Genomic DNA, 23,731 nt, shown 5'->3' on the forward strand with positions numbered 1-23,731 from the left:
GCTGGTGGCCGCCAGTGGAGAGTGGTCAGGCATCAAGGCGTGATGGTGCCGCTGACTTTGCTGCCGCCGAAGGCAACGTCATCCTGCGCCGTAGCTCCCAGATAAATACCTGCCAGCGCTTGAGCGCCATTGTAGAAGCGGCCTTCAAGATTGCTGCCGTTATTGAAAGTACCGTTGCTGCTGATGGCGGTACCGCTGAAGCTTACGACCTGAGTGCCGCTGTAACGGCTGATCGAACCGGACATCGAACCCGAGCCGGACGAATAGTTGGCCGTAACTGCTCCGGTGTACAGATCCGGGGAGCTGGGCAGGTTCGAACCATATCCAGCAGTAGCGACTCCGGTTTGACGGATGCCGACGACGTTATACGTCGCGTTGATTGCCGACGGCATGTTGGCAGCGGTAACGGCATTATCGCCCACGTACCAAACAGTACGGTCATTGTCCCCCATGTTCAGATCGGTACTTGTGGCAGGATAGGCAACGGGGGTGCCCTGCGGCGACCACTCACCGAAATACACCCCTGCTCCTCTGGCATAAGCAACGCCGCTTGCATCCTTCACCTGCCCGATCACGAGACCGCCAAATGCAGGCATGGCAGCAGGCGGTGCCGTAACCTGTCGGAGGCTGTAGATATTCGCAGTGGTGTTGGAAGTGTTGTTCCATACTTGAGCGATCACGCCTCCACCCATTGCAGGGGGCAGATAGCCCCACGGGCCACTACTTGCCTGGCTGATAGGCCCGGCCAACATGTCGATCGAGTAAGAGCTGCCCACTTGAATGCCGGCGTACCCCACCGCTGCCGGTGGCAAGAACGGAGCATTGGAAGGCGTGGTAACGTTGATAAGGCCAGTTGATGCACCACCTTGGATATTGGGCGCAGCAGCGAACGCTGCCGATGAAGCAGCCAATGCCAACGCCACGAGGGAAAGCTTGAACTCATTCATGTTACTTCTCCAATAGAGCAAAGGAACTGCGGAAACTGGTTTTTACGAAAACCAGCAAAAAACTTAGAAATTAACGCTCACGTCCATCATGATGGTACGGCCGGGGCCGGGCATCGGCGATTTGGATAATGGGTCGATATAATACCGATCGGTCACATTCTCGGCGGCGACACGGATGCTGGCATTTTTGTCGAAACGATACTCTGCGTACAGATCAAGCAACTTGACCGGGTCCCAATAATAGGGCCGGATTCCGTAGATATAAGCTTCACTGGCCCCTGCGCGGAGCAAGCTGTCCATTTTTTTGTTTTCGGCGCGGCTGTGATAGCGCAATCGGGCACCAACTTCCAAGTTTTTCTGCTCCAGCAATCGGGCGCCCAGATCCAGATTTATAGAGTACTTGGGTTGCAAGCTGGTAAATGAAAGACTGCTCGAAAAACCGCCGGGCATGCACGCAGGAATACGATTCTGATATGGACTGAGCATGACGGCGTAGTCCTTGTCACACATATCCTGCCTCAAGCGATAAGTCATGCCGAAATTACCGAAATAACGGCCACTATCGGCTCGAGCCTGAAACTCAATACCGCTTATTATTTTCCGGTCAAACTGGATGCTCTCCAGTGTAGTGCTGCGGTCGTAAAAATTATGAATCGTGTTGTGGAAATAGCTTATTTTCACATCAGCCAACTCGAGATTCTGTAACAAGCCGCCTAAATTGTGGCCGTAGCCAATTTCCCATGCTTCGTTGCGTTCGGGCTTGATCGTAGAGCCAGCGAAATACTCATTGATACCATAAGTATTGCTGGCCGATTCATACAAGCTTGGAAAGCGAACCATGCTGCCGAAACGCATATAGACGCGCGAACGCTCACTCAAGGCATACGAGGCAACAAACTGCCCTGACCAGGCGTCCGCACGGCGTTTGACCGGCCTTCGCCACGGGTTGGTCGCAGGCTTGAGCCTGTAGGCGCCGAACGAGGTGTCATATATTCTGTATTTATTGGCAGTGCCGCCCAGACCTTGAGGATTCTCCACAGTCTCGTGGAAGTCATTCGAACCGTTGTAGAAGGGATTCTGGTTACGATCTGCCTTGCCATCAATCAAGGGGACCTCCTTCTCGATCCCCACGTATTTCAACCCTGTAGGACGATCCCTATAAGGGGAAAGCAAACCACCATCAACTATGTTGTTGCGCTCTTGATAATCCATCAATTCATTCCAGGCTTGCTGGAAATCAGGCGCAGACCAGATTGCACTCGCCATTTCAAGTTCTTCATCACTCATTAGCCGCTGATACCGAAGGACTTGGTGCGTCTTTTCAGGCCTCGCCGGCCATTCCTGGCTTTGGCGCCGATGATCGAGTTCATCATCAAAGCTCCAGTAGGAGCCGTAACGGACCCCAGCCGACAATTGCAGCCGGCTGGCAGGCTGCCAGTCAAGATTCAGGCTAGCGCCATATTCCTTCCGTCTCCCGGAAGCTGGGCCAAAGAATTTGTTGGATCCGGCAAGATCAATCCCCGCAGGAAAATCCGGTTTTCTTTCCTGTTGACGCTCGTACTGGTAATCGGCTGCAACGGTGAGCTTCAGATTATTGTCAAATTGAAAACGGTTGCTGATATCGAAGCCGGTACGTTCCGACCAGCCTAGTTGCTCTGTCGCTATAACCACGTTATAGCGCCCGTCCGTATTTGGTTGCCGCTGCGGTGCAGTTGCACCTATCAGGCCATTGCATTCATATGCCTGAGCGGCAAGCTCGGGCGCCAGGACATTGCACCTTACCCAATCGTCCCATGGTCGATCTCGATCAGGCATCTGATAAGTGTTGTCCCCATTCTGATAGCGCTTACTGCGGCTATCTGTGCGCCATAGCGACATTTCCAGATCGACCAGTTTTGAACCTTCCGGCTTGAACTCATATCCCAGGCGGTAACTCTCTTGCGTCACCTCTGTATTCGGCATCGGATACATGAGCCTCGTCCTAGCATCAGGCGTAAACTGGTTTGTTTCCGTGTACCAAAGCATCCAGTCGGACAAGAGCGCAGGCATTTCGGCAAATTCGAGCTTGTTCCGGCTATAGCTAAGATGAATTTTATTTCCATTTGCCATATTCCAGTTATTCTTTAGAAGTACGCTTTCATTTCTGGCGCTGGTTAGCGGAACTTCCCATCCCGACTCGAACAACTTGCCAATTTGAGGGTAGAAACTGGAGGTGCTGGTATAGTTGTTCGTTCCTGGGTTAGCGCCACGCTGAATGAATTTGGACGCCCCTTTTGTTCCAGCGAAATAATTTCCCCGTGAGCTGTAGCTATAGGCGGCCAAAACATCGAAATAATCATGCTTGTAAGCTCCAGACAAGAATGCATTTCGATCATCGAAGTTTAATTTCGAAACCTCATTACGTTTTCGCCGCCATCCTTGCGGATCCCCAAAATTCAACTGAGGAGTGCCGATAGACGTTGTGGAATACGCATTATTGATGTCCCGATAGTCCATTCCGGCATAGTGAAACGGATCAGTCGTATTGGGTTTTACAGAGTTTGTAGCGGTGCCAAGCTTGATCTCCAAGCCCCAATTCTTATTGTCGCTAATAATATCAGCGGCCTCGATGGTGCGAATTTCAACCGACCCACCAAGACCGCCTTTAAGACCCCGAGTGATGGAAGGCCCTTTTTCTACATGAATGCTACGAAATAATTTTTGATCTACATAGTTACGGTTTTGTATTCCACGCATGGCCATCCATACATCCAGGGACTGTTCCGTTCCATCCACTGTCACAGGGATACGGCCACTACCTTGAATGCCACGGATGTTCGGCGACAACGCCGAGCCATTCCGGTTGTCGGTGTTGTACACCCCGTTCATCCCCGCAAACACGTCTCCCGTCGAAACACCCCGGTAACGCTCCATGTACTTGCGGTCGACGTACAGGTTGGAAATATCCTTCTCGTAGACGTTGTCATGTCCCACCTCGTCCTTGGTACGCTCGGCAGTGACCAGTACGCCTTTCAGTTCAGTTGCATTCCTCGATGCACGGTCCTCGCCCGAAAGCTCGGGCAGTGCCGGACGCAGCGTGTAAGTGTCCTTTCCCGTCGCAATGGCCTCCAGGCCGCTGCCGGCAAGCAGTTGCCGGAACCCATCCCCCACCGCATGGCTGCCCCGAACACCGCCCGAATGCCGCCCTTGCAGGGCCGCTGCGTCGAAGGACAGCAGCACCCCGGCCTCTTGCGCAAAACGGTTGAGCACCTGGGCAAGCGGCCCCGCTTCGATGTCATAGCTGCGCAGGCCTTGCTGCGGCACGCCTTGCTCTGCGGACAAGGCCTGGGCATGGCTCTGGGATTCCGGCAAGAAGGCGGCCACGATGCACAGCAGCGTGGCGTTGAGGCGGAGATTTCGCCGTCCGCGGGCAAATTGCTTGCCAGCGAGAGACGGCGTGGCACGGGATTGAACTGCTCCAGGCATTGCGGTTCCAGGAAGAAGTAAAGTTAATGAGAACTGTTACGACTTGAAGGACACGCGAGCAAAGCCGAAAGTGCACCTTTCTGGAAAAAATTCTGGAAAAGCGGACGATCCGCCGCCGGAGCCGGGGTACAACCCGGCTCAGCGTGACGCGCCGCTCCTGGCCTGTTGCGGCAGGATCGTGGCCCAGTACCGGGTCAGATAGCGCACCCGCAGAGGAAAAGCGTCGGCCAGCATGCCCAGCGCCGCGTCCGTATCGTCCAGCGGAAACACGCCGGACACGCGCAAACCGGCCAGTTCGGGGGCACAGTCCATATAGCCCCTGCGGTGGCGCGCAAGTTCGGCCAGAAAATCGTGCAGGCGCATGTCCACGACGCTGAGCCGCCCGTCCCGCCACGCCCCTGCCCCCGCCGCATGCGGCCGCGGCATGTCCGTGCCATGGCTGTCGAAGCTCAGTTCCTGCCCCTCGGCGAGGCGGACCGCAGGCGCCATCGACAACGCCGGACGCACATCGACGGCGTGCTGCAGTACCTGCACGCTGGAACGCCCGTCGTGCAGCCGGACGACAAAGCGTGTTCCCAACGCGCGCACCCTGCCATGCGGGGTATGCACGATGAACGGGCGTGCGGCCCCGGCCATGTTGTCGGGCCGTGTTTCGATGAGAATTTCCCCGGCGTGCAGCAGAACCCGCCTTTCGAGATGATCGAACACCACATCGGCGGCACTGCGGGTGTTGAGGTACAGCAGCGAACCATCGGCGAGCACCTGCCGCTGCCGTTCCCCGACGCCGGTCCGGAAGTCGGCACGCAGTTCCGGCGAGGACAGGTGACGCCAGGTTTCCGCCCCCGTGAGCCCGGCACAAGCCGCGACGACCGCGCTTCGCAGCACCGCGCGCCTGGATGTTTTCTTCTGCGCCAGCACCGGAGAGGCGAACTTGCCAGGCACCTTTTCGAACAGGCTGCGTATCTGCTGAATCCGCGCCCATGCCTGCTGGTTGCACGGACTGGCGTCGAGCCATTGCTGCCAGTGGCGATGGTCCTGCTCGGTGGCGTCCTCTGCCTTCAGGCAGGCATACCAGAAGGCCGCTTCTTCGATGGGGCTGACCGACTTACTCATGCATGCACCCGGCCCGAGTCCGGCGGAAGATGCCCCGCCTCATGGCAGCATTGCACTGCAATGCACCATGGCGCGCGCCACGTAATTCTTGACGGAGCGCAGCGAAACACCGAGCCGCTCCGCGATTTCCGCGTACGGCAGTTCTTCGAACTGCGCCATGACGAATGCCTGCTTGACCTTGTGCCCCAGTCCATCGAGCATCTGGTCGATTTCCAGCAGCGCCTCTTTCATCAGCGCCTGGGTTTCGAGCGAGGGGATCTCGCTCTGCGGCATGTTCGCCAGCACTTCGAGATAGGTGCGTTCGATCGATTGGCGGCGGTAGAAGTTGGCCAGCAACCGCCCGGCGACGGTAGCCAGGTAGGCCCTGGGCTCGCGCAGCGCCATCTGCGTGCTGGTGTGCGCGCACAGCACACGGATGAAGGTGTCCTGCGCCAGATCTTCGGCATCGGCCTTGTTGCCCATTTTGGCCCGCAGCCATGCACTCAACCAGCGGTGATTGTTCTGGTAGAGCATGGCGACATCCTGCGCGAGCGCATCAGCTTCGGTCATTCCCATGATAGGCAAATGGCAAACTCACCAGATGATAACGATTCGCATTATATAGGGATTTTCTCAAGCCGGGCTCCCAGCGGAGCGGTGATATGGAGGGCCGGCATCGGCACGGCCCCGGACTGGAGTCTTTCCAGTCGATGCACCAGCACGGGTATCGCAGCCGAACAGCGGACGGACAGCAGAAGCTTTAGGGAGTTACAATTCCGCGTTTCGCTGCCCAAGCTGCACACCGGAGTCTCAGCAATGACCGCCGCCCTGACCGAAAACCTCAACATCGTCGCTTTCGACCACATGCCCTCGCCCGACGAGATCAAGGCCGCCGTACCGCTCACCGAGCGCGCGGCGGATTCGGTCGTGGCCGGACGCAAGGCCGTGATGGACATCCTCGATCGCAAGGACCCGCGCGTTTTCGTGGTTGTCGGACCGTGCTCGATCCACGACCCGGTCGCCGGTCTGGACTACGCACGCCGGCTGAAGCAGTTGGCCGACGAGGTCTCGGACGTGCTGCTGCTGGTGATGCGCGTGTACTTCGAAAAGCCGCGCACTTCCACCGGCTGGAAGGGTTTCATCAACGACCCCTTCATGGACGACTCCTTCCGCATCGACGTCGGCATGGAGCGTGCGCGCAGGTTCCTGCTCGACGTGTGCGAGATCGGCCTGCCGACCGCCACCGAGGCACTCGACCCGATCGCGCCGCAGTATTACGGCGACCTGATTTCATGGACGGCGATCGGCGCCCGCACTTCCGAATCGCAGACCCACCGCGAGATGGCCTCTGGCCTGTCCACGCCGGTCGGTTTCAAGAACGCCACCGACGGCGATATGGACGTGGCGATCAATGCCATCCTGTCGGCCGCCAGCCCGCACAGCTTCCTCGGCATCAACAGCCAGGGACAGTCGGCGATCACGCGCACCCGTGGCAACCGCTACGGCCACGTCGTGCTGCGCGGCGGCGGCGGCCGGCCGAACTACGACACGGTATCGGTCTCGCTGGCCGAACAGGCGCTTGCCAAGGCCAAGCTGGCGCAGAACATCGTCGTCGACTGCTCGCACGCGAACTCCTGGAAAAAGCCTCAATATCAGCCGCTGGTGATGAAGGACGTGATGCATCAGATCCGCGAGGGCAACGATTCGGTGGTCGGCCTGATGATCGAAAGCAACATCGAGGCCGGCAACCAGTCCATTCCTGCCGATCTGTCCCAGCTCAAGTACGGCTGTTCCGTGACCGACGCCTGCGTGGGCTGGGACACGACCGAAGAGATGATCCGCAATGCGGCAACGATGCTGCGCGAAGTCGCCGGCAAGCGGGAGAGCCGTCCATGAATCTCGTGGTGCTTGCCGAAGATGTCGACAGCATCGCGCTGAAGAACGTCGCCAAGCTGACGGGCGCGCGCGAAATCGTGCAGATCACGCCGCGCTCCTTCCGCCTGGTTGCGGCCCAGGCCCACCCCGATCTGGCCCGGAACTGCGCGGCTGGCGGACTGGATTACGCCTGGCTGCCCTCGGGCCGCCAGTTGCGCGATTTCGGCCTGTTCGTCACCGACATGGACTCAACCCTGATCAACATCGAGTGCATCGACGAAATCGCCGACATGCAGGGTCTGAAGGCCCAGGTCGCGCAGATCACCGAAGCGGCGATGCAGGGCGAAATCGACTTCCGCGAATCACTGGCACGCCGCGTGTCGCTGCTGGCGGGGCTGCCCGAAAGCGCACTGGGCGAAGTCTACGCCCACCGCCTGCAGCTGAACCCCGGTGCCGAGCGCCTGGTCAAGGGCCTGCAGCGCGCCGGCATTCGTACGGTGCTGGTGTCGGGCGGCTTCACCTATTTCACCGAACGCCTCAAGCAGCGCCTCGGTTTCGACTACGCCTTCGCCAACGAGCTGGAGGTGCTCGATGGCCGCCTGACCGGCCGCGTGCTGGGCGAAATCATCGACGGCGCGGCCAAGGCGAACCATCTCCTGCGCATCCGCGACGAGCTCGGCCTGCAGCCGCATCAGGTGATCGCAGCGGGCGACGGCGCCAACGACATCCCGATGCTGAACGCCGCCGGCTTCGGCGTGGCTTTCCACCCCAAGGCGGCCTTACGCCAGGTGGCGGACTGCTGCATCGAGCACAGCGGCCTGGACGGGCTGCTCGACCTCTTCGGCTGAACCGGCCGGACTCAGGCCCGGCCTCACCCGAGCCGGGCCCCGGTGGCGGCCTCCCCGGCCGTCTCGCTCAGCCGCCCAGCCGTCATGCGCAGCACCCTGGCGCAGCGGCGCGCGAGCGATTCGTCATGGGTGACGAGGATCAGCGTGGTACCGGCCTCGCGGTTGAGCGTGAACATCAGTTCGACGATGGCGCGGCCGGTTTCGGCATCGAGGTTGCCGGTGGGTTCGTCGGCCAGCAGCAGGCGCGGATTGGGCGCGAACGCGCGCGCCAGAGCGACGCGCTGCTGCTCGCCGCCGGACAGATGCTTCGGATAGTGCCGCAGCCGGCTTTCCAGCCCGACCCGCTGCAGCCACTGCGTGGCGATCTCGCGCGCCTGTGCCACGCCGGCCAGCTCCAGCGGCAGCATCACGTTTTCCAGCGCGGTCAGCGCCGGCAGAAGCTGGAACGACTGGAACACGAAGCCGATGGCTTCGCCGCGCAGTGCCGCGCGCGCATCCTCATCCAACTCGAAAAGCTCGGTGCCCCGCAGCCTGACCGACCCCGAGGCGGGAACATCGAGCCCGGCCAGCAATCCCAGCAGGGTCGACTTTCCCGAGCCCGATGCGCCGACGATGGCGACCGACTCGCCCGCCCCGACGGCGAAGCCGACATCCTGCAGAATATGCAGTTCGTCCTCGCCGTCGGCCACGCGCACGCGCTTGGACAAACGCTCGACCTCGATGACAGGAATGGAGATTTCAATGCCGCTGCGATCCATCGCTACCTTCTTTTTCATGCTGCTTTTCGTAGGCGCCGCCCACGCGGCGACGATTCTGGTGTGGGGCGACAGCCTGTCCGCCGGCTACGGCCTCGAGCCCGGCCGGGCGTGGCCCACCCTGTTGCAGACGCGGCTACAGGAGAAAGGGTTCCGCCATACCGTCGTCAATGCCAGCGTCTCGGGCGAAACCTCCGCCGGCGGCCGCTCGCGCCTGCCGGCCGCGCTCGAACGCCACAAGCCGGACATCGTCATCCTGGAACTCGGCGCCAACGACGGCCTGCGCGGCCTGCGCCCGCAACTGATGGCGGAGAACCTGGAAGCCATGATCGCCGCCTCCCGCGACGCCGGTGCGCAAATACTGCTCGTCGGCATGCAGATGCCGCCCAACTACGGCCCCGCGTATACACGCCGCTTCGCCCAGACCTTCGACGACGTCGCCAAAGCGCAGCAAGTGCCGCTGGTGCCCTTTTTGCTGGAAGGCTTCGCCGGCCAGCCCGAACGCTTCCAGGCCGACGGCATCCATCCCACGGCCGATGCTCAGCCGCTGGTGCTCGACACCGTCTGGCGCGGGCTCGAACCCCTGCTGAAGCGGAACTGAGCAGCTTCGTCCGTTCAGACCACCTTCAGCACCGGCTCGCCGGCAAGCATGCGGCCGATCACGGTGCCCGGCTCGCCCTGGGCCTCGGCGATCACTGCCTGCACCCCGGCCAGCGCGCTTTCGGCGCAGGCGATCAACAGCCCGCCCGAGGTCTGAGGATCGCTCACGAGCTTGCGCTGCCATTCGGGCGCCTCGTCCGGCAAGCGCACGTCGCTGCCATAGCTCGCCCAGTTGCGTGTCGATGCCCCGGTGGCCACGCCTTCCCGAAGCAGCGCGGCCGCCTCGTCGATGACCGGCAAAGCATCGAAACGCACTTCTGCGCCGAGCTTTCCGCCCCGGCACATTTCCAGCAGATGGCCGGCCAGGCCGAAGCCGGTGACGTCGGTGACGGCGTGCACCCCCTCCAGATCGGCAAGCCGTGCTCCGGCGCGGTTCAGCGTGGTCGTCCAGCGAATCATCTGCGCATAGCCCTGCGGCGTCAGCAACCCCTTCTTCAAGCCCGCCGACAGGATGCCGATGCCCAACGGCTTCGACAGCACCAGCACGTCACCGTCGCGTGCGCCGGCATTGGTCTTGACCTTGTCCGGATCGACCACGCCCAGCCCCACGAGGCCGTAGATCGGCTCCAGCACGTCGATGGAATGGCCACCGGCGATGGGAATGCCGGCGTCGCGGCACACCTCGGCGCCGCCCCGCAGGATCTCGCCGATGACTTCGCGCGGCAGCTTGTCGAGCGGCATGCCGACGATGGCCAGCGCGAGAATCGGCGTGCCGCCCATCGCGTAGACATCCGACAAGGCGTTGGTCGCGGCGATGCGGCCGAAGTCGCGCGGATCGTCGACGATCGGCGTGAAGAAATCCGTGGTGGCGACGACGGCCTGGCGGTCGTTGAGCCGATAGACCGCCGCATCGTCGGCGGTATCGGTGCCCACCAGCAGCTCGGGCGGCACCAGGCCGCCGGGCAACGTGGCGAGCAGTTCGGACAGCACGCCCGGCGCGATTTTGCAGCCGCATCCGCCGCCGTGGGAGAATTGCGTGAGTTTGATTTCGTTCATATTGAAAGAAGGAGCAGCGGGCGCGCGGGCCGGAACGGAAAGCGCAGCCGCGACGAAGATGAAGAAAGGCGTTGCGACCGTAGCACAGCTCTCCGGCTTTGACGAGATCATCGATGCCCGCAGCCCGGCCGAGTTCGCCGAGGACCGCATTCCGGGCGCAGTGAACCTGCCGGTGCTGGACAACGAGCAGCGCATCGTCGTCGGCACCCTGTACAAGCAGCAGTCTGCCTTCGAGGCCAGGCGGCTGGGCGGCGCCCTGGTCGCCGAGAACATCGCCCGCCATCTGCAGGACCATCTCAAGGACAAGCCCAGAAACTGGCGCCCGCTGATCTACTGCTGGCGCGGCGGACAGCGCAGCGGCGCATTCACGACCTGGCTGCGCATGGTGGGCTGGGACGCGCATCAGCTCCAGGGCGGTTACAAGCGCTTCCGCCACCACGTCATCGAAGAAATCGCCCATTTCGCGCCCGCGCTGCGCTGGCGCGTCATCTGCGGCCCCACCGGCAGCGCCAAGACGCGCGTGCTCGAGGCGCTGGCGCGCGCCGGTGCGCAAACGCTCGACCTGGAGGACCTGGCCGCCCACAAGGGATCGGTGCTCGGCGCCCTGCCCGACCGCCCCCAGCCGACACAAAAGCACTTCGAGACCGCGTTGTGGACCCGGCTGAGGGCCTTCGACCCGGCCCGCCCCGTCCATATCGAAGCCGAGAGCCGCAAGATCGGCGCCCTGTTCCTGCCCGAGCCCCTGATCATGGCCATGCGCCGCTCACCCTGCGTCGCCATCGAGGCCACGCGCGAAGCCCGGCTGGCCTTTCTGGTGCGCGACTACGCCTACCTCGGCGACGACATCGCCCGCCTGCAGTCCAACATCGACCGCCTCGCGGAACTGCAGAGCCGCAAGACCATCGCACAATGGCACGCACTGGCCGAAACTCGCGCCTTGCCCGAACTTTTCGGCGAACTGATCGACCTGCACTACGACCCCCACTACCGCCGCTCGCAAAACGGCAACTACTTCGCCTTCGGCACCGCTCCCCGGCTGGAAACCGACGACTTGGGCCCGGCCGGCATCGATGTTCTGGCCCGGCGGATACTGCAGACCGACCCGGCACAAGAGCGGGCCGCTGCGCCCGTTCAGGGCAGCACCAGCGTCCCGGGCTGACCACGCACGGCGCACACGCGCTGCACCGCAGCCGGACGAGGTGAATGCACCTCGCCCTGCTCGAACGCGACGACGGTCCATTCGCCCCTCAGCCGTTCGAGCAGTTCGTTGGGGCGCAGCAGGAAATCCGGATTGCTCGGCTTGCCGAAGCGCTCGTTGCCGAGCATGAAAGTCTCGTAGATCAGCACCCCGCCAGGCCGCAGCAACACCAGCAACTGCGCCAAGTAGGGGCGGAACAGGTAGTTGGTGACCACGACGGCATCGAACTGGCGCCCGCCATAGGGCCACGCCCCACCTTCCAGGTCCGCCTCGCGGGTGCTTACCTTGGGCAGGCCCTGCAACAACTGCAGGGCAATGCCGTCCCGGTCGACGGCTTCCACGCGGAACCCGCGCTGTGCCAGCCAGCGCGCATGGCGGCCGCTGCCGCAGGCATAGTCGAGTACTTCGCCGCCGGAAGCGATCAGCGGCGCAAAGCGCGTCACCCAGCCGGAGGGGGTTGCCGCAGCGGTGTGCAGGACGTCGTGCATGAGAGAGTTCCACTTGTCGTTGGACGTGCAGCACGCATTCTAACCAGCTCGCCCGCCCGCTGCGCCCGGCAGCACGCATGGCATCCGGCATGATCGGTGAATGGTTGCGGCATGCCGATGCATCCTGTCCCGGATCTGTGCTATAGAATTCAGCCACTCGCCAGCGCTCCCGCCTGGCCCGTTTCTGAAAAGGCAATGGATCGCGCCGTGGGCAAGGACGTTTCAGCTTCAGGACGAATCCCGATGCCGGCCCGTGTCGGCGCAGGGCTTGCGCTGTTCATCGCCCTACGCCCGTCCGCCGCCGCCGACACCCAGCCATCGCCAACTGCCGACGCGCCTTGGATGTGGCTGCCGCTGTGCCTGCTGGCGGGGATCGTGCTGGGCTATGTCCTGGCACGCCGCCGCGCCGTTCCCGCCGCGCCAGCGCCAGCGCCAGCGCCAGCGCCAGCGCCAGCGCCAGCGCCAGCGCCCGGGCCCGAGCCGGCGCCCGACGTGCCCGATACCGCGGCCCGCGCGGTGGAGCAAGCCCTGCTCCTGCAGGGCGACAGCCTTTATCTGGACATGCTCGAATCCGTCAACGAGGTCATTTTCCGCACCGACCCGCAAGGACGCCTCATTTATCTGAACAGCGTGTGGCGCAAGCTGAGTGGCCATGGCATCCAGAACAGCCTCGGCAAGCCGCTGTACGAGTTCTTCCATCCCGACGACCGGGACACCGCGGCGCAACTGTTGCGCAACCTGACGACCGGCGCGAGCGATGTCTGCGAACACGAATTCCGCCTCCGCACCCGTGGCGGCGAAATCCGCTGGATCGAGGTCACCGCGCGTCGCGCGCGGGGCGCGGAGTTGGGCGAAGCGGGCCTGACCGGCACCGTGGACGACGTCTCGGCGCGCAAGGTCGCCGAACTGAGCCTGCGCAACCTCAACCAGGAGCTGGAGGCCCGCGTCCGGTTGCGCACGGCCGAGCTCGAGGCGTCGAACCGCGGGCTGGAAGCCTTTTCGTACTCGGTCTCGCACGACCTGCGCGCGCCGCTGCGCGCGATCGACGGTTTCGCCCGCATCCTCGAAGACGAACTGGATGGCCGTATCGAAGCCCGTCCCCGCGAACACCTGGCGCGCATCCGCAAGGCAACCGAACGCATGGCGCAGTTGATCGACGCACTGATCAATCTCGCCCTGCTGACCCGGCAGCCCTTGCAAAAGGAGACGTTCGACCTGTCGGAGCTTGCCCACCAGATCATCGACGAGCTTCAGGCCGAACAGCCCGGACGCGAGGTGGAGGTCGAGATCACCCAGGGACTCAATGTCACCGCCGACCGCGCACTGATCTTCTCCATGCTCGACAACCTGTTGCGCAACGCATGGAAGTTCACCGCTCAGCGCAGGCCGGCCCGGATCGCGCTGAGCGCCGAGCGCATCAACGACCGCCGCGTGTTCTGCGTCGAGGACAACGGCGCCGGTTTCGACATGAATCACGCCGGCAACCTGTTCCGGCCGTTCTATCGCATGCATGCGAACGAGGCGTTTCCCGGCACCGGCATCGGGCTGGCGACCGTGCAGCGCATCGTGCAGCGCCACGATGGCTCGATCTGGGCGGAGTCCCGCCCGGGCGAAGGCGCACGTTTCTTGTTCACTCTCGGACAATGAGGTGAAAACGTGACGGGATGCCCGGGTCGGTACGCTGTTTTGAGCTTTAATCGTCGGCGGCGACGCGAATTTTGTGCACTGCAGTATAATCAGTGATTAACACAGTTAATTTATGCAAACGCCCTGTTTCATGGGCAGAAGCGCCAGAGAACTCATCCAGAACAGGTTGCAGCCATGAAAGACATGCACTATCTCTCCCCGCTCCTCGAGCCGCGTTCGGTCGGGATCATCGGTGCCAGCGAACGCGAAGGCTCGCTGGGCAGCGTACTGGTCCGGAACATGCTCGATGCGGGCTACAAGGGCAAGCTGTTCGCCATCAACCCCAAGCACGAGTCGGTGCATGGCGTCGCCTGCTACAAATCGGTGGAAGATGTCCCCCAGCGCCTCGACCTGGTCGTGATCGCCGTGCGCGCGGAAAAGACGCCCGCGATCATGGATAGCTGCGGGCGCGCGGGCGTCAAGGCCGCGATCCTGCTGTCGGCGGGCTTCTCCGAAGCCGGGCCGCGCGGCGCCCTGCTCGAACGCCAGGTCATCGACGCCGCCCACCGCCACCGCATCCGCCTGCTGGGCCCCAACTGCCTGGGCATCATGCGCCCGCAGCTCGGCCTCAATGCCACCTTCGCCCATGCCAGCGCGCAGAAAGGCAGCATCGGCCTGATTTCGCAGTCGGGCGCGCTCTGTACCGCCATCCTCGACTGGGCCAAGCCGAACAACGTCGGCTTCTCGGCCGTCGTTTCGCTGGGCACCTCGTCCGACATCGACTTCGGCGACGTGCTCGAATACATGATTTCCGACCCGCGTACCGAGAGCATCTTCCTGTACGTGGAAGGCGTCCGCGACGCACGCCGCTTCATGAGCGCCCTGCGCGGCGCGGCGCGGGTCAAGCCCGTGCTGCTGATCAAGGCCGGCCGCCACCCGGAGGCCTCGCGTGCCATCCTTTCCCACTCCGCGTCGCCGATCGGCGACGACGCGGTGTTCGACGCGGCGCTGCGCCGCGCTGGCGTGATCCGCCTGTACAACCTCGGCCAGCTGTTCGCCGCGGCCAATGCGCTGTTTTCGCACTTCCGCCCGCGCGGCAACCGCCTGGCGGTCATCACCAACGGCGGCGGCCCGGGCATCATGGCGGCCGACCGTGCGGCCGACATCGGCATTCCGCTGGCCGAATTCGCCGACAGCACGATGGAGAAGCTCAACGCCGTGCTGCCGGCGAACTGGTCGAAGGGCAACCCCGTCGACATTCTCGGCGATGCCAATGCCGACCGCTATGGCAAGGCCCTGAAGGCCGTACTCGAAGGTCCGAACGTGGACGGCGTGCTGGTGATGCTGACACCGCAAGGCATCACCAACCCCGGCGATGTCGCCGACGTGCTGATCGAACTGGAGAAAACCGCCGACAAGCCGGTCGTCGCCTGCTGGATGGGCGAGGACCTGGTCACCGAATCGCGCCAGAAATTCAGCACGGCCGGCATCCCCCACTTCCAGACGCCGGAACCCGCGGTCGAGCTGTTCAGCCACATCTCGGCCTACTACCGCAACCAGAAGCTGCTGATGCAGACGCCGTCGTCGCTGTCGCACCTGTCACCACCCTCGATCGAGAGCGCGCGCTTGGTGATCGAGATGGCGCTGTCCGAGCGCCGCAAGAAGCTCAACGAGATGGAATCGAAGGCGCTGCTGGCCGCCTTCCGCATTCCCATCGCGCAGACCGTCGTTGCGCGCTCCGCCGCCGAGGCGATGGTGCTTTCCGCCGAAATCGGCCTGCCGGTGGTGATGAAGATCGACTCGCCGAGCATCGTGCACAAGTCCGACGTCGGCGGCGTGCGCCTCAACATCCGCAGCCTGGCCGCGGTGCGCTCGACCTACCAGGAAATCCTCGACGAGGTGAAGCGCGTGCAGCCCGACGCGGTCATCAACGGCATCGCCATCGAACCGATGATCCAGAAGCGCAACGGCCGCGAACTGGTCGTCGGCGTGAAGCGCGACCCAGTGTTCGGCCCGGTGATCACCTTCGGCGAAGGCGGCAACCTGGTCGAGGCCAACCGCGACATCGCCGTCGCCCTGCCGCCGCTCAACAGCTATCTCGTCAAGGACATGATTCGCTCGACCCGGATCTCGACGCGCCTGGCCGAGTTCCGCCATCTGCCCGCGGTCGACATGAATGCGCTGGAGCTGGTGCTGCTGCGGGTCTCGGAAATGACCTGCGAACTGCCGTGGATCACCGAGATGGAGATCAACCCGCTGATCGTCGACGAGAACGGCGCGGTGGCGGTCGACGCCAGCATCATCGTGGACAACGTGTCGCCGACCGCGGACCGCTACGATCACATGGCGATCCACCCCTATCCCTCGCACCTGACCCAGCACTGGATCGTGCCGGACGGCACCACCGTGACGATCCGCCCGATCAAGCCCGAGGACGCCGAACTCGAGGTCGAGTTCGTGCGCGGACTCTCGTCCGAGACCAAGTACTACCGCTTCATGAACACCATGCGCGAACTGCCGCCGGCGATGGTCGCGCGCCTGACTCAAATCGACTACGACCGTGAAATGGCCTTCCTCGCCACGCTCGAAGTCGATGGCAAGGAGAAGGAAATCGGCGTCTGCCGCTACGCGGTGAACCCCGATGGTGAGTCCTGCGAATTCGCCGTGGTCGTGGCCGACGACTGGCAGCACCGCGGCCTCGCGCGCAAGCTGATGGGCGTGCTGATCGAGACCGCCCGCAGCCGCGGCATCTCGTACATGAACGGCGTCTTCCTGTCGAACAACGAGCGCATGCTCAAGTTCGTGCAGAAGCTCGGCTTCGTGCTCAGCAACGATCCCGAGGACAACACCGTCAAGCTCGGCGTGCTGGCGCTGCAGGACTGATGGCGATGGCAGCAGGCATCGAGCGCATCGACTTCCATGGTCTGCCGGCGCTGCGGCTGAGCACCGCCGCCGATGCCAGCGCGGTGCTCTCCCTGTACGGCGGGCAACTGCTGTCGTGGGTGCCCGCGCGCGGGCGCGAACGCCTCTATCTAAGCGAGCGCGCCCGCTTCGGCAACGGCCCGGTGCGCGGCGGCGTGCCGGTGTGCTTTCCGCAATTCGCCGCCCAGGGCACGCTGCCGCGCCACGGCTTCGCCCGCACCAGCGTGTGGACGGTCGCAGAACAGCGCACCGGCGACGACTTCGCGCTCGCCACCCTGCGCCTCGCGGATGACCCGCAGAGCCTCGCGCTGTGGCCGCATCCGTTCACGCTGGAACTCACCGTGGCCATCGACGGCGGCCGTCTCGATCTCGAACTGGAAGTCATCAACAGCGGCCACACGCCCTTTGCCTTCACCAGCGCACTGCACACCTATCTGCGCGTCGCCGAACTGGAGGAATGCCGCCTGCAGGGCCTGCACGGCTTCGAATACCGCGATGCGCTGGGTGCCGGCGAAGGCCTGCGGCGCGACTCCGGCGACGTGCTGCTGTTCGACGGTCCCATCGATCGCCATTACCGCAACGTCGAGCGCCCGCTGCTGCTGCGCGACGATGGTGGCGCGCTGGGCATCGACGCCGAAGGCTTCCCCGACGTGGTGGTGTGGAACCCCTGGGAAGACGGCAACGCGCGCATCGACGACATGGCCCCGCGCGACTTCCGCCGCATGCTGTGCATCGAGGCCGCCGCCATCCACCGGCGCATCGCGCTGGACCCCAGCGAAACCTGGCACGGGCGGCAGACCCTGGTCTGCCTCTGAGGGTTTCCCGCGTCAGCGCCCGCGCTTGCTCGCATACATGGCGCGGTCGGCGTGTGCGAGCAAGGCGGCGCTGGTTTCGCCGTCAGCCGGAAAGCATGCCGTGCCGATGCTCGCGCCGACCGTGAGCCCGTGCTCGCCGTAAGGCTGCGGCCGGGCGATGATCTCGCCCAGCTTGGCGATCAGCCCAGGCAGGTTCTCCCGATCCTGGAGATTCTCCATGATGACGACGAATTCGTCGCCGCCCAGGCGGACGATGGTGTCGCTGGCTCGCAAGGCTTCGCTCAACCTGCGCGCGGTTTCCTGCAGGACATTGTCGCCGGCGGCATGCCCCCAGGTGTCGTTGATGGGTTTGAAGCGATTCAGGTCGAGGAGCAGGACGCAGCCAGGCTCCCCGCTGCGCCGTGCACGCGCCAGCGCCCGCGTCAGTTCTTCTTCGAGCGCCAGGCGGTTACCCAGGCCGGTCAGCGGATCGCGGCGGGCGGCCTCCTGCAGCACCGTCTCGTTGTCGCGCAGTTGTCCGATGACGCTGGCGAGCTTGATCATCAGTTCGTCGTAGGCGCGCATGACGTCGCCCAGTTCGTCGTTGTGCCGGTGCATTTCCTCTTCCAGCGGCGCCAGGTCGCCGGAGCCGGCACTGGCGCGGATAGCGGCCTGGAAACGGGCGAGCGGCTCGCTGATCATGCGCCGGAAGATGAGCAGCGTCCCGCCCAGCAGGACGCCGAACAACGCGGAAAACAGCGCCAGATAGCGCCACAGCACTTCGAGCATGACCGCCGCGATCGACGGCGGATGGAAAGCCACCGCCAGTTCGCCCAGCGCGAACTCTCGCCCGCGCTCGTCTTCATAGACGATGGGCAGGCGGCCGACGGTCGCCTTGCCCGCCCCCTCCCCCGTTTCGTCCCAGGCTGCGCCGGCCAGCAGATGCTGTCCCTGGCAACGCTCGTCGAGGCGGGCGGCGAGCACGGCCGGCTGGTGCGCCAGGGCGTCGAGGATGCCGCTCGCGGTCGCGTTGTCGCAGTCCCACAGCGGCTTGACCAAGGAACGGGCGAAAGTCTCCAGCGTTCTCTCGCGCTCGGCGATTTCCTCTCCCTGCTTCGTCTGGTAGGCGATCAGCACCGTACCCAGGGTGGCCAGCACGAACGCCAGCAGAAGCGGAGCCAGCAACTGCCGGACGAACTGCCGGAACAGCGGGCGGCGCGGCCGCGGCGGGGGGCTGTCGGGCACGGGCGTCATGGCGCTTCCGGCAGGATCTGGAGCCAACGCCAGGCCGGCGGCACCAGTTCCGGCCCGTAGAAGGGATTGTCGATGTCGATGACGACACGGCCGCGCAACACGTCCGGCGACGGCACCCGGCGATAGCGCTCCCAGATGCGCAGGAATTCGCCGCTATCGACGAGCATTTTGAAACCCCGGCTCAGCGCATCGTAGACCTCGTCCGCATCGGCCTTGGGCGAGACCCAGACGAAGCGATACCAGGGATAGCGGATGATCACGTGCGGATCGATCGTCAGCTGGGGAAATTTCTTGCGGAAATGGGGCAGGAAATGGGTCAGCGTTTCTTCCAGCCCGAGCGGAAAGAGGTCGAGCAGGCCGGCTTCCATCTGCAAGGCGAACTCCCCGTCGGCCCAGTCCTTGATTTCCTTGGTCGCAATCCCCGCGCCGCGATACACCTCGACATCCATCCAACCGACGTTCTGGCCCATGTTGAAGCGGCGCAGGTCAGCGGCGCTGCGCACACCGGCCAGCATGTCACGCCGGCGCTCGAGGAGCAGATTGATGCGATAGCCCAGCAGGCCGCGATCGAGCGGGATCGGGATCATCCGCAAACGTCCCTCGCGCACCAGCCGCAAACGGGCCGGGGTGACCGGCATCATGTCCACATGCACATGCCCGTCGCTGATCATGTGCAGGTTGCGCCGCTCATTGCCGTGTGGCGCATCCACCAGTTCGGCCTCCACGCCGCCGGCGGCCAGCGCCGCCGCGACAAGCGCCCGGGCATGCTGGAGGTGGGGTTCGTTCTGCACCACCAGCGCCCGCGGCGCGGCGCCGGACAGCCCGGCGAACAGCAGCCCGGCCAGCAGCGCGAGCACGCGGCATGCCGTACCCTGCCTGCAAGAAATGGGGACCAGCCGAGTCGGACGCATCGCCGGCATTATCCGCAATACCCTTGCAGTATCAATGTGATGAATTTGGCAATCGAAGTGTCATGTCCTGGCCGACGGCCGCAAGATCTTGCCTCCACGGCGCCATCTATAGCACTATCGCCGCCCCGCTTCGTTTCTTCTCCGCCCGCCGCCGGCGGGCCGCTTCCCATGCTCCCACCCATCGAACACCGCATTGCCGAAGAAATCGGCGTTTCCCCGCGCCAGGTCATTGCCGCCGTACAGTTGCTGGACGATGGCGCGACCGTTCCCTTCGTCGCCCGCTACCGCAAGGAAGTCACCGGCGGGCTGGACGACACCCAGCTGCGCACGCTGGAAGAGCGCCTGGGCTACCTGCGCGAACTGGAAGACCGCCGCGCCACGGTGCTCGCGTCGATCGAGGAACAGGGCAAGCTCGGCGCCGAGCTTCGCGCCGAAGTCGAGCACGCCGATACCAAGCAGCGCCTCGAAGACCTCTACCTGCCCTACAAGCCCAAGCGCCGCACCAAGGCGCAGATCGCCCGCGAAGCCGGGATCGGGCCGCTGGCCGAGGCCTTGCTCGCCGACCCGGCGCTGACGCCCGAAACCGAAGCCGAGCAGTACCTCAACGCCGAAGCCGGTTTCACCGACACCAAGGCGGTGCTGGACGGCGCACGCCAGATCCTGATGGAAGCCTTCGCCGAAGACGCCGCCCTGCTGGGCGAACTGCGCGGCTACCTGCACGAACACGGCCTGGTGCGTTCAGCGGTGATCGAGGGCAAGGAAACCGAAGGCGCCAAGTTCCGCGACTGGTTCGACTTCCAGGAGGCCATCGCCAGCATGCCCTCGCACCGCGCGCTGGCGCTGCTGCGTGGCCGCAATGAAGGCGTGCTGCGCCTGACGCTGGACGTCGAACGCGCCGACGCCGACGCGCCCCATCCTTGCGAAGGCCGCATCGCCGCCCGCTTCGGCGTCCGCAACCAGGGCCGCCCGGCCGACCGCTGGCTGGCCGACACCGTGCGCTGGGCATGGAGCGTCAAGATCTCCATCCATCTCGAACTGGAACTGATGGGCGAACTGCGCGAACGCGCCGAGGAAGAGGCCATCCGCGTCTTCGCCCGCAACCTGAAGGACCTGCTGCTCGCCGCGCCGGCCGGCACGCGCGCCACCATCGGGCTGGACCCTGGCATCCGCACCGGCGTCAAGGTCGCCGTGGTCGATGCCACCGGCAAGCTGGTCGACACCGCCACGGTGTATCCCTTCGAACCGCGCCGCGACCGCGAATCCGCCATCGCCACCATCGCCGCGCTGGCGAAGAAGCACGCGGTGGAGCTGATCGCGATCGGCAACGGCACCGCCTCGCGCGAAACCGACGCGCTGACGGCCGAGCTGATGAAGCGCCACCCGGATCTGCCGCTGACCAAGATCGTGGTGTCGGAAGCCGGCGCCTCGGTGTATTCGGCGTCCGAACTGGCCGCGCGCGAGTTCCCCGATCTCGACGTCAGCCTGCGCGGCGCGGTCTCCATCGCCCGCCGCCTGCAGGACCCGCTGGCCGAACTGGTCAAGATCGACCCCAAGTCGATCGGCGTCGGCCAGTACCAGCACGACGTCAACCAGGGCCGCCTGGCCAAGAGCCTGGACGCCGTGGTCGAGGACTGCGTAAACGCCGTCGGCGTCGATGTGAACACCGCCTCGGCGCCGCTGCTCGCCCGCATCTCCGGCCTGAACGCCACGCTCGCCGGCAACATCGTCGAGTACCGCAATGCCAAGGGCCCGTTCCGCAGCCGCGACGCGCTGAAGGACGTACCGCGCCTCGGCCCCAAGACCTTCGAGCAGGCCGCCGGCTTCCTGCGCATTCCGAGCGGCGACAACCCGCTCGACGCCTCCTCCGTCCACCCCGAGGCCTATCCGGTGGTCGAACGCATCCTCGCCAGGGTGCAGAAGAGCGTGCGCGAGTTGATGGGCAACGGCAGCTTCCTCAAGAGCCTGAAAGCAACGGAATTCACCGACGAGCGCTTCGGCCTGCCGACGGTGCAGGACATCCTCGCCGAACTCGAGAAACCCGGCCGCGACCCGCGCCCCGAGTTCCGCACCGCCAGCTTCCGCGAAGGCGTCGAGACACTCAAGGACCTGCAGCCCGGCATGCAGCTCGAAGGCGTGGTCACCAACGTCACCAACTTCGGCGCCTTCGTCGACATCGGCGTGCATCAGGACGGGCTGGTGCACATCTCCGCGCTGTCCAACACCTTCGTCAAAGACCCGCACAGCGTCGTCAAGGCCGGACAGGTGGTCAAGGTCAAGGTGCTGGAGGTCGACATCCCCCGCCACCGCATCGCGCTGACCATGCGGCTGAGCGATGAAGCCGCGCCGAAGCGCAACGACCACGGCAGCCGCGGCGATGCCCGCGGAGACCGCCGCAGCGACGAGCGCCGCAGCGGCGGCAATGCGCGCGCCGCTTCTTCCGCACGCCAGGGCCAGGACAAGCCCGCCGCCGGCAACGCGCTGGTCGAAGCCTTCGCCCGCGCCCGCGGCAGCAAGTAACAAAAGGATGCCAGCATGAAACCCGTAATCCACGGCATCAAGCATTGCGACACGATGAAGAAGGCCTTTGCCTGGTTCGACGCGACGGGTGTCGCCTACGACTTCCACGACTACAAGAAGTCGGGCATCGACGCCGCCACGCTGGCGCGCTGGTGCGGCACACTCGGCTGGGAGGCGCTCGTCAACAAGCGCGGCACCACCTGGCGCAAGCTCTCGCCCGAACAGCAGGCCATCGCCACGACGGCGGACGCGATCGCGCTGATGCAGGCGCAGACGAGCCTGATCCGCCGCCCGGTCGTCGAAACCGCCGGGGGCGGACTGATCGTCGGCTTCGATCCCGAACGCTTCGCCGCCGCCTTCAACGGAGCCTCACGATGAATTCCCCCCTGCCCTCCAGCTACGTCCAGCGCTTCTTGCTGGAAGACCTCGACATCCGCGGCGCCGTCGTGCGCCTGACCGACGTGTGGCAGGCGCTGCAGGCCGGACGCGACTACCCACCGGCCGTCGCCCGCCTGCTCGGCCAGATGAGCGCGGTATCGGCGGTGATCGCCGGCAACCTCAAGCAGCCCGGCCGGCTCACCTTCCAGGTCAGCGGCCACGGGCCGGTCAGCCTGCTGGTGGTCGATTGCGCAGAAACGCTGAACCTGCGCGGCTACGCCAAGTCCGAGGGCGCACCGGCCGGTGGCACGCTCGCCGAACTCGTCGGCGACGGCCGCCTGCAGTTGTCGCTCGACATTCCCGGCCTGGACCAGCCCTATCAGAGCCTGGTGCCACTCGAGGGCGAGAGCATCGCCGCGGTATTCGAGCACTATCTGGCGCAGTCCGAACAGCAGCCGGCGGGCCTGTGGCTGGCCTGCGGCGCGGATGCGGCGGTCGCGCTGTTCGTGCAGAAGCTGCCGGGCGCGGACCTGAAGGATCTCGACGGCTGGTCGCGCGTGCAGCAGCTCGCCGCCACCGTGCGCGACGACGAGTTGCTCGGGCTCGACGCCGCCGAGATCCTGCGCCGCCTGTTCGCCGAGGAAAACGTCCGCCTGTTCGAGGCCCGCGCCGTCACGCACGACTGGCCGGCAGACCCCGAAAAGGTCGCCGCCATGCTGCTGGGGCTGGGCGAGGAAGCGCTGCGCGAGCTGCTTGCCGAGCATGGCGAGATCGTCGTGCACGACGACTTGTCGAACCACAGCTACCGCTTCGACGCCGCGGACGTCGATGCGCTGTTCAGGGCGCGTACGCTGCACTGAACACCCTGCTCCGCCACCGCCCGGTAAAGGATGGCGGCACAAGGGGCGGGGCTGGCGGCATGGCGGGCGCGCTCCTCGTCGCGACACGAAGCTTGACCACCCGCCGGCAAATATCAAACAATAGTGTTTCTCATTATTGTTTGAT

Annotated in this window: 19 protein-coding genes; 10 read left to right on the forward strand and 9 right to left on the reverse strand. The window is 64.5% G+C overall.

The window, feature by feature from the left end:
• Positions 1-32: 32 nt before the first annotated feature.
• From C666_RS20505 to C666_RS12110, 4 genes are all read right to left on the reverse strand, one after another.
• On the reverse strand, positions 33-947 hold the full coding sequence (locus tag C666_RS20505) for a HupA family protein (protein WP_154666215.1): 915 nt from the start codon (positions 945-947) through the stop codon (positions 33-35).
• Between the two features lie 63 nt (positions 948-1,010).
• The gene (locus tag C666_RS19845; RefSeq protein WP_081593441.1) at positions 1,011-4,412 is read right to left on the reverse strand and encodes a TonB-dependent receptor; all 3,402 of its coding nucleotides are present in this window, start codon (positions 4,410-4,412) and stop codon (positions 1,011-1,013) included.
• 138 nt (positions 4,413-4,550) lie between these two features.
• Entirely contained in the window at positions 4,551-5,525 is a 975-nt protein-coding gene (locus C666_RS12105; RefSeq protein WP_004339375.1) for a FecR domain-containing protein, read from the reverse strand.
• Between the two features lie 39 nt (positions 5,526-5,564).
• Positions 5,565-6,074, reverse strand: a complete 510-nt coding sequence (locus tag C666_RS12110; protein WP_028792309.1) for a sigma-70 family RNA polymerase sigma factor — start codon at positions 6,072-6,074, stop codon at positions 5,565-5,567.
• A 246-nt stretch (positions 6,075-6,320) separates the two neighbouring features.
• On the opposite strand from C666_RS12110, the gene C666_RS12115 reads away from it, so the two are divergent.
• Complete coding sequence (locus C666_RS12115; RefSeq protein WP_004339379.1) at positions 6,321-7,400, forward strand: 3-deoxy-7-phosphoheptulonate synthase; 1,080 nt, start codon at positions 6,321-6,323, stop codon at positions 7,398-7,400.
• Positions 7,397-8,227 carry a phosphoserine phosphatase SerB gene (gene serB, locus C666_RS12120; RefSeq protein ID WP_004339381.1) on the forward strand — a complete coding sequence of 277 codons (831 nt, stop codon included), beginning with the start codon at positions 7,397-7,399 and terminating at the stop codon, positions 8,225-8,227. Before C666_RS12115 ends, serB begins: the two co-directional genes overlap by 4 nt.
• 23 nt (positions 8,228-8,250) lie before the next feature.
• Here serB and C666_RS12125 read toward each other — a convergent pair whose 3' ends face one another.
• Positions 8,251-8,985, reverse strand: coding sequence for an ABC transporter ATP-binding protein (locus tag C666_RS12125; RefSeq protein ID WP_004339384.1), 735 nt, complete (start codon positions 8,983-8,985; stop codon positions 8,251-8,253).
• On the opposite strand from C666_RS12125, the gene C666_RS12130 reads away from it, so the two are divergent.
• Positions 8,969-9,583, forward strand: a complete 615-nt coding sequence (locus C666_RS12130) for an arylesterase (RefSeq protein ID WP_004339385.1) — start codon at positions 8,969-8,971, stop codon at positions 9,581-9,583. The two genes, C666_RS12125 and C666_RS12130, sit on opposite strands and share 17 nt — an antisense overlap.
• A 14-nt stretch (positions 9,584-9,597) precedes the next feature.
• Here the strand turns inward: C666_RS12130 and selD are convergent, their stop codons facing one another.
• Positions 9,598-10,638: a selenide, water dikinase SelD gene (selD, locus tag C666_RS12135; protein WP_004339388.1), complete on the reverse strand. Its 1,041-nt coding sequence runs from the start codon at positions 10,636-10,638 to the stop codon at positions 9,598-9,600.
• 58 nt (positions 10,639-10,696) lie between these two features.
• Between selD and mnmH the strand changes: the two genes are divergently transcribed.
• Complete coding sequence (gene mnmH / locus C666_RS12140) at positions 10,697-11,797, forward strand: tRNA 2-selenouridine(34) synthase MnmH (RefSeq protein WP_004339390.1); 1,101 nt, start codon at positions 10,697-10,699, stop codon at positions 11,795-11,797.
• Here the strand turns inward: mnmH and C666_RS12145 are convergent.
• Positions 11,770-12,324 (reverse strand): class I SAM-dependent methyltransferase, encoded by a 555-nt coding sequence (locus C666_RS12145; protein ID WP_004339393.1) that lies wholly within the window; start codon positions 12,322-12,324, stop codon positions 11,770-11,772. The two genes, mnmH and C666_RS12145, sit on opposite strands and share 28 nt — an antisense overlap.
• A gap of 243 nt (positions 12,325-12,567) precedes the next feature.
• Between C666_RS12145 and C666_RS12155 the strand changes: the two genes are divergently transcribed.
• The 3 genes from C666_RS12155 to C666_RS12165 all read left to right on the forward strand — a co-directional run bounded on the left by C666_RS12155 (position 12,568) and on the right by C666_RS12165 (position 17,687).
• Complete coding sequence (locus C666_RS12155) at positions 12,568-13,971, forward strand: sensor histidine kinase (protein ID WP_004339395.1); 1,404 nt, start codon at positions 12,568-12,570, stop codon at positions 13,969-13,971.
• A 174-nt stretch (positions 13,972-14,145) separates the two neighbouring features.
• On the forward strand, positions 14,146-16,833 hold the full coding sequence (locus C666_RS12160; protein ID WP_004339399.1) for a bifunctional acetate--CoA ligase family protein/GNAT family N-acetyltransferase: 2,688 nt from the start codon (positions 14,146-14,148) through the stop codon (positions 16,831-16,833).
• A 5-nt stretch (positions 16,834-16,838) separates the two neighbouring features.
• Positions 16,839-17,687 (forward strand): D-hexose-6-phosphate mutarotase, encoded by an 849-nt coding sequence (locus C666_RS12165; RefSeq protein WP_004339402.1) that lies wholly within the window; start codon positions 16,839-16,841, stop codon positions 17,685-17,687.
• A 12-nt stretch (positions 17,688-17,699) separates the two neighbouring features.
• Here the strand turns inward: C666_RS12165 and C666_RS12170 are convergent, their stop codons facing one another.
• Complete coding sequence (locus tag C666_RS12170) at positions 17,700-18,920, reverse strand: sensor domain-containing diguanylate cyclase (RefSeq protein ID WP_004339403.1); 1,221 nt, start codon at positions 18,918-18,920, stop codon at positions 17,700-17,702.
• On the reverse strand, positions 18,917-19,777 hold the full coding sequence (locus C666_RS12175) for a hypothetical protein (protein WP_004339405.1): 861 nt from the start codon (positions 19,775-19,777) through the stop codon (positions 18,917-18,919). Before C666_RS12175 ends, C666_RS12170 begins: the two co-directional genes overlap by 4 nt.
• Before the next feature lie 222 nt (positions 19,778-19,999).
• Here C666_RS12175 and C666_RS12180 point away from each other — a divergent pair, with 222 nt between their 5' ends.
• The 3 genes from C666_RS12180 to hslO are packed head-to-tail and all read left to right on the forward strand — an operon-like array spanning position 20,000 to position 23,586.
• Positions 20,000-22,348, forward strand: a complete 2,349-nt coding sequence (locus tag C666_RS12180) for a Tex family protein (RefSeq protein WP_004339407.1) — start codon at positions 20,000-20,002, stop codon at positions 22,346-22,348.
• Positions 22,349-22,363: 15 nt separating this feature from the next.
• Complete coding sequence (locus C666_RS12185; RefSeq protein ID WP_004339408.1) at positions 22,364-22,726, forward strand: arsenate reductase; 363 nt, start codon at positions 22,364-22,366, stop codon at positions 22,724-22,726.
• On the forward strand, positions 22,723-23,586 hold the full coding sequence (gene hslO / locus C666_RS12190; RefSeq protein WP_004339411.1) for an Hsp33 family molecular chaperone HslO: 864 nt from the start codon (positions 22,723-22,725) through the stop codon (positions 23,584-23,586). The genes C666_RS12185 and hslO overlap by 4 nt, the downstream gene beginning before the upstream one ends.
• Positions 23,587-23,731: the final 145 nt, after the last annotated feature.

The organism is Thauera linaloolentis 47Lol = DSM 12138 (assembly GCF_000310205.1).
Lineage (GTDB): Bacteria > Pseudomonadota > Gammaproteobacteria > Burkholderiales > Rhodocyclaceae > Thauera > Thauera linaloolentis.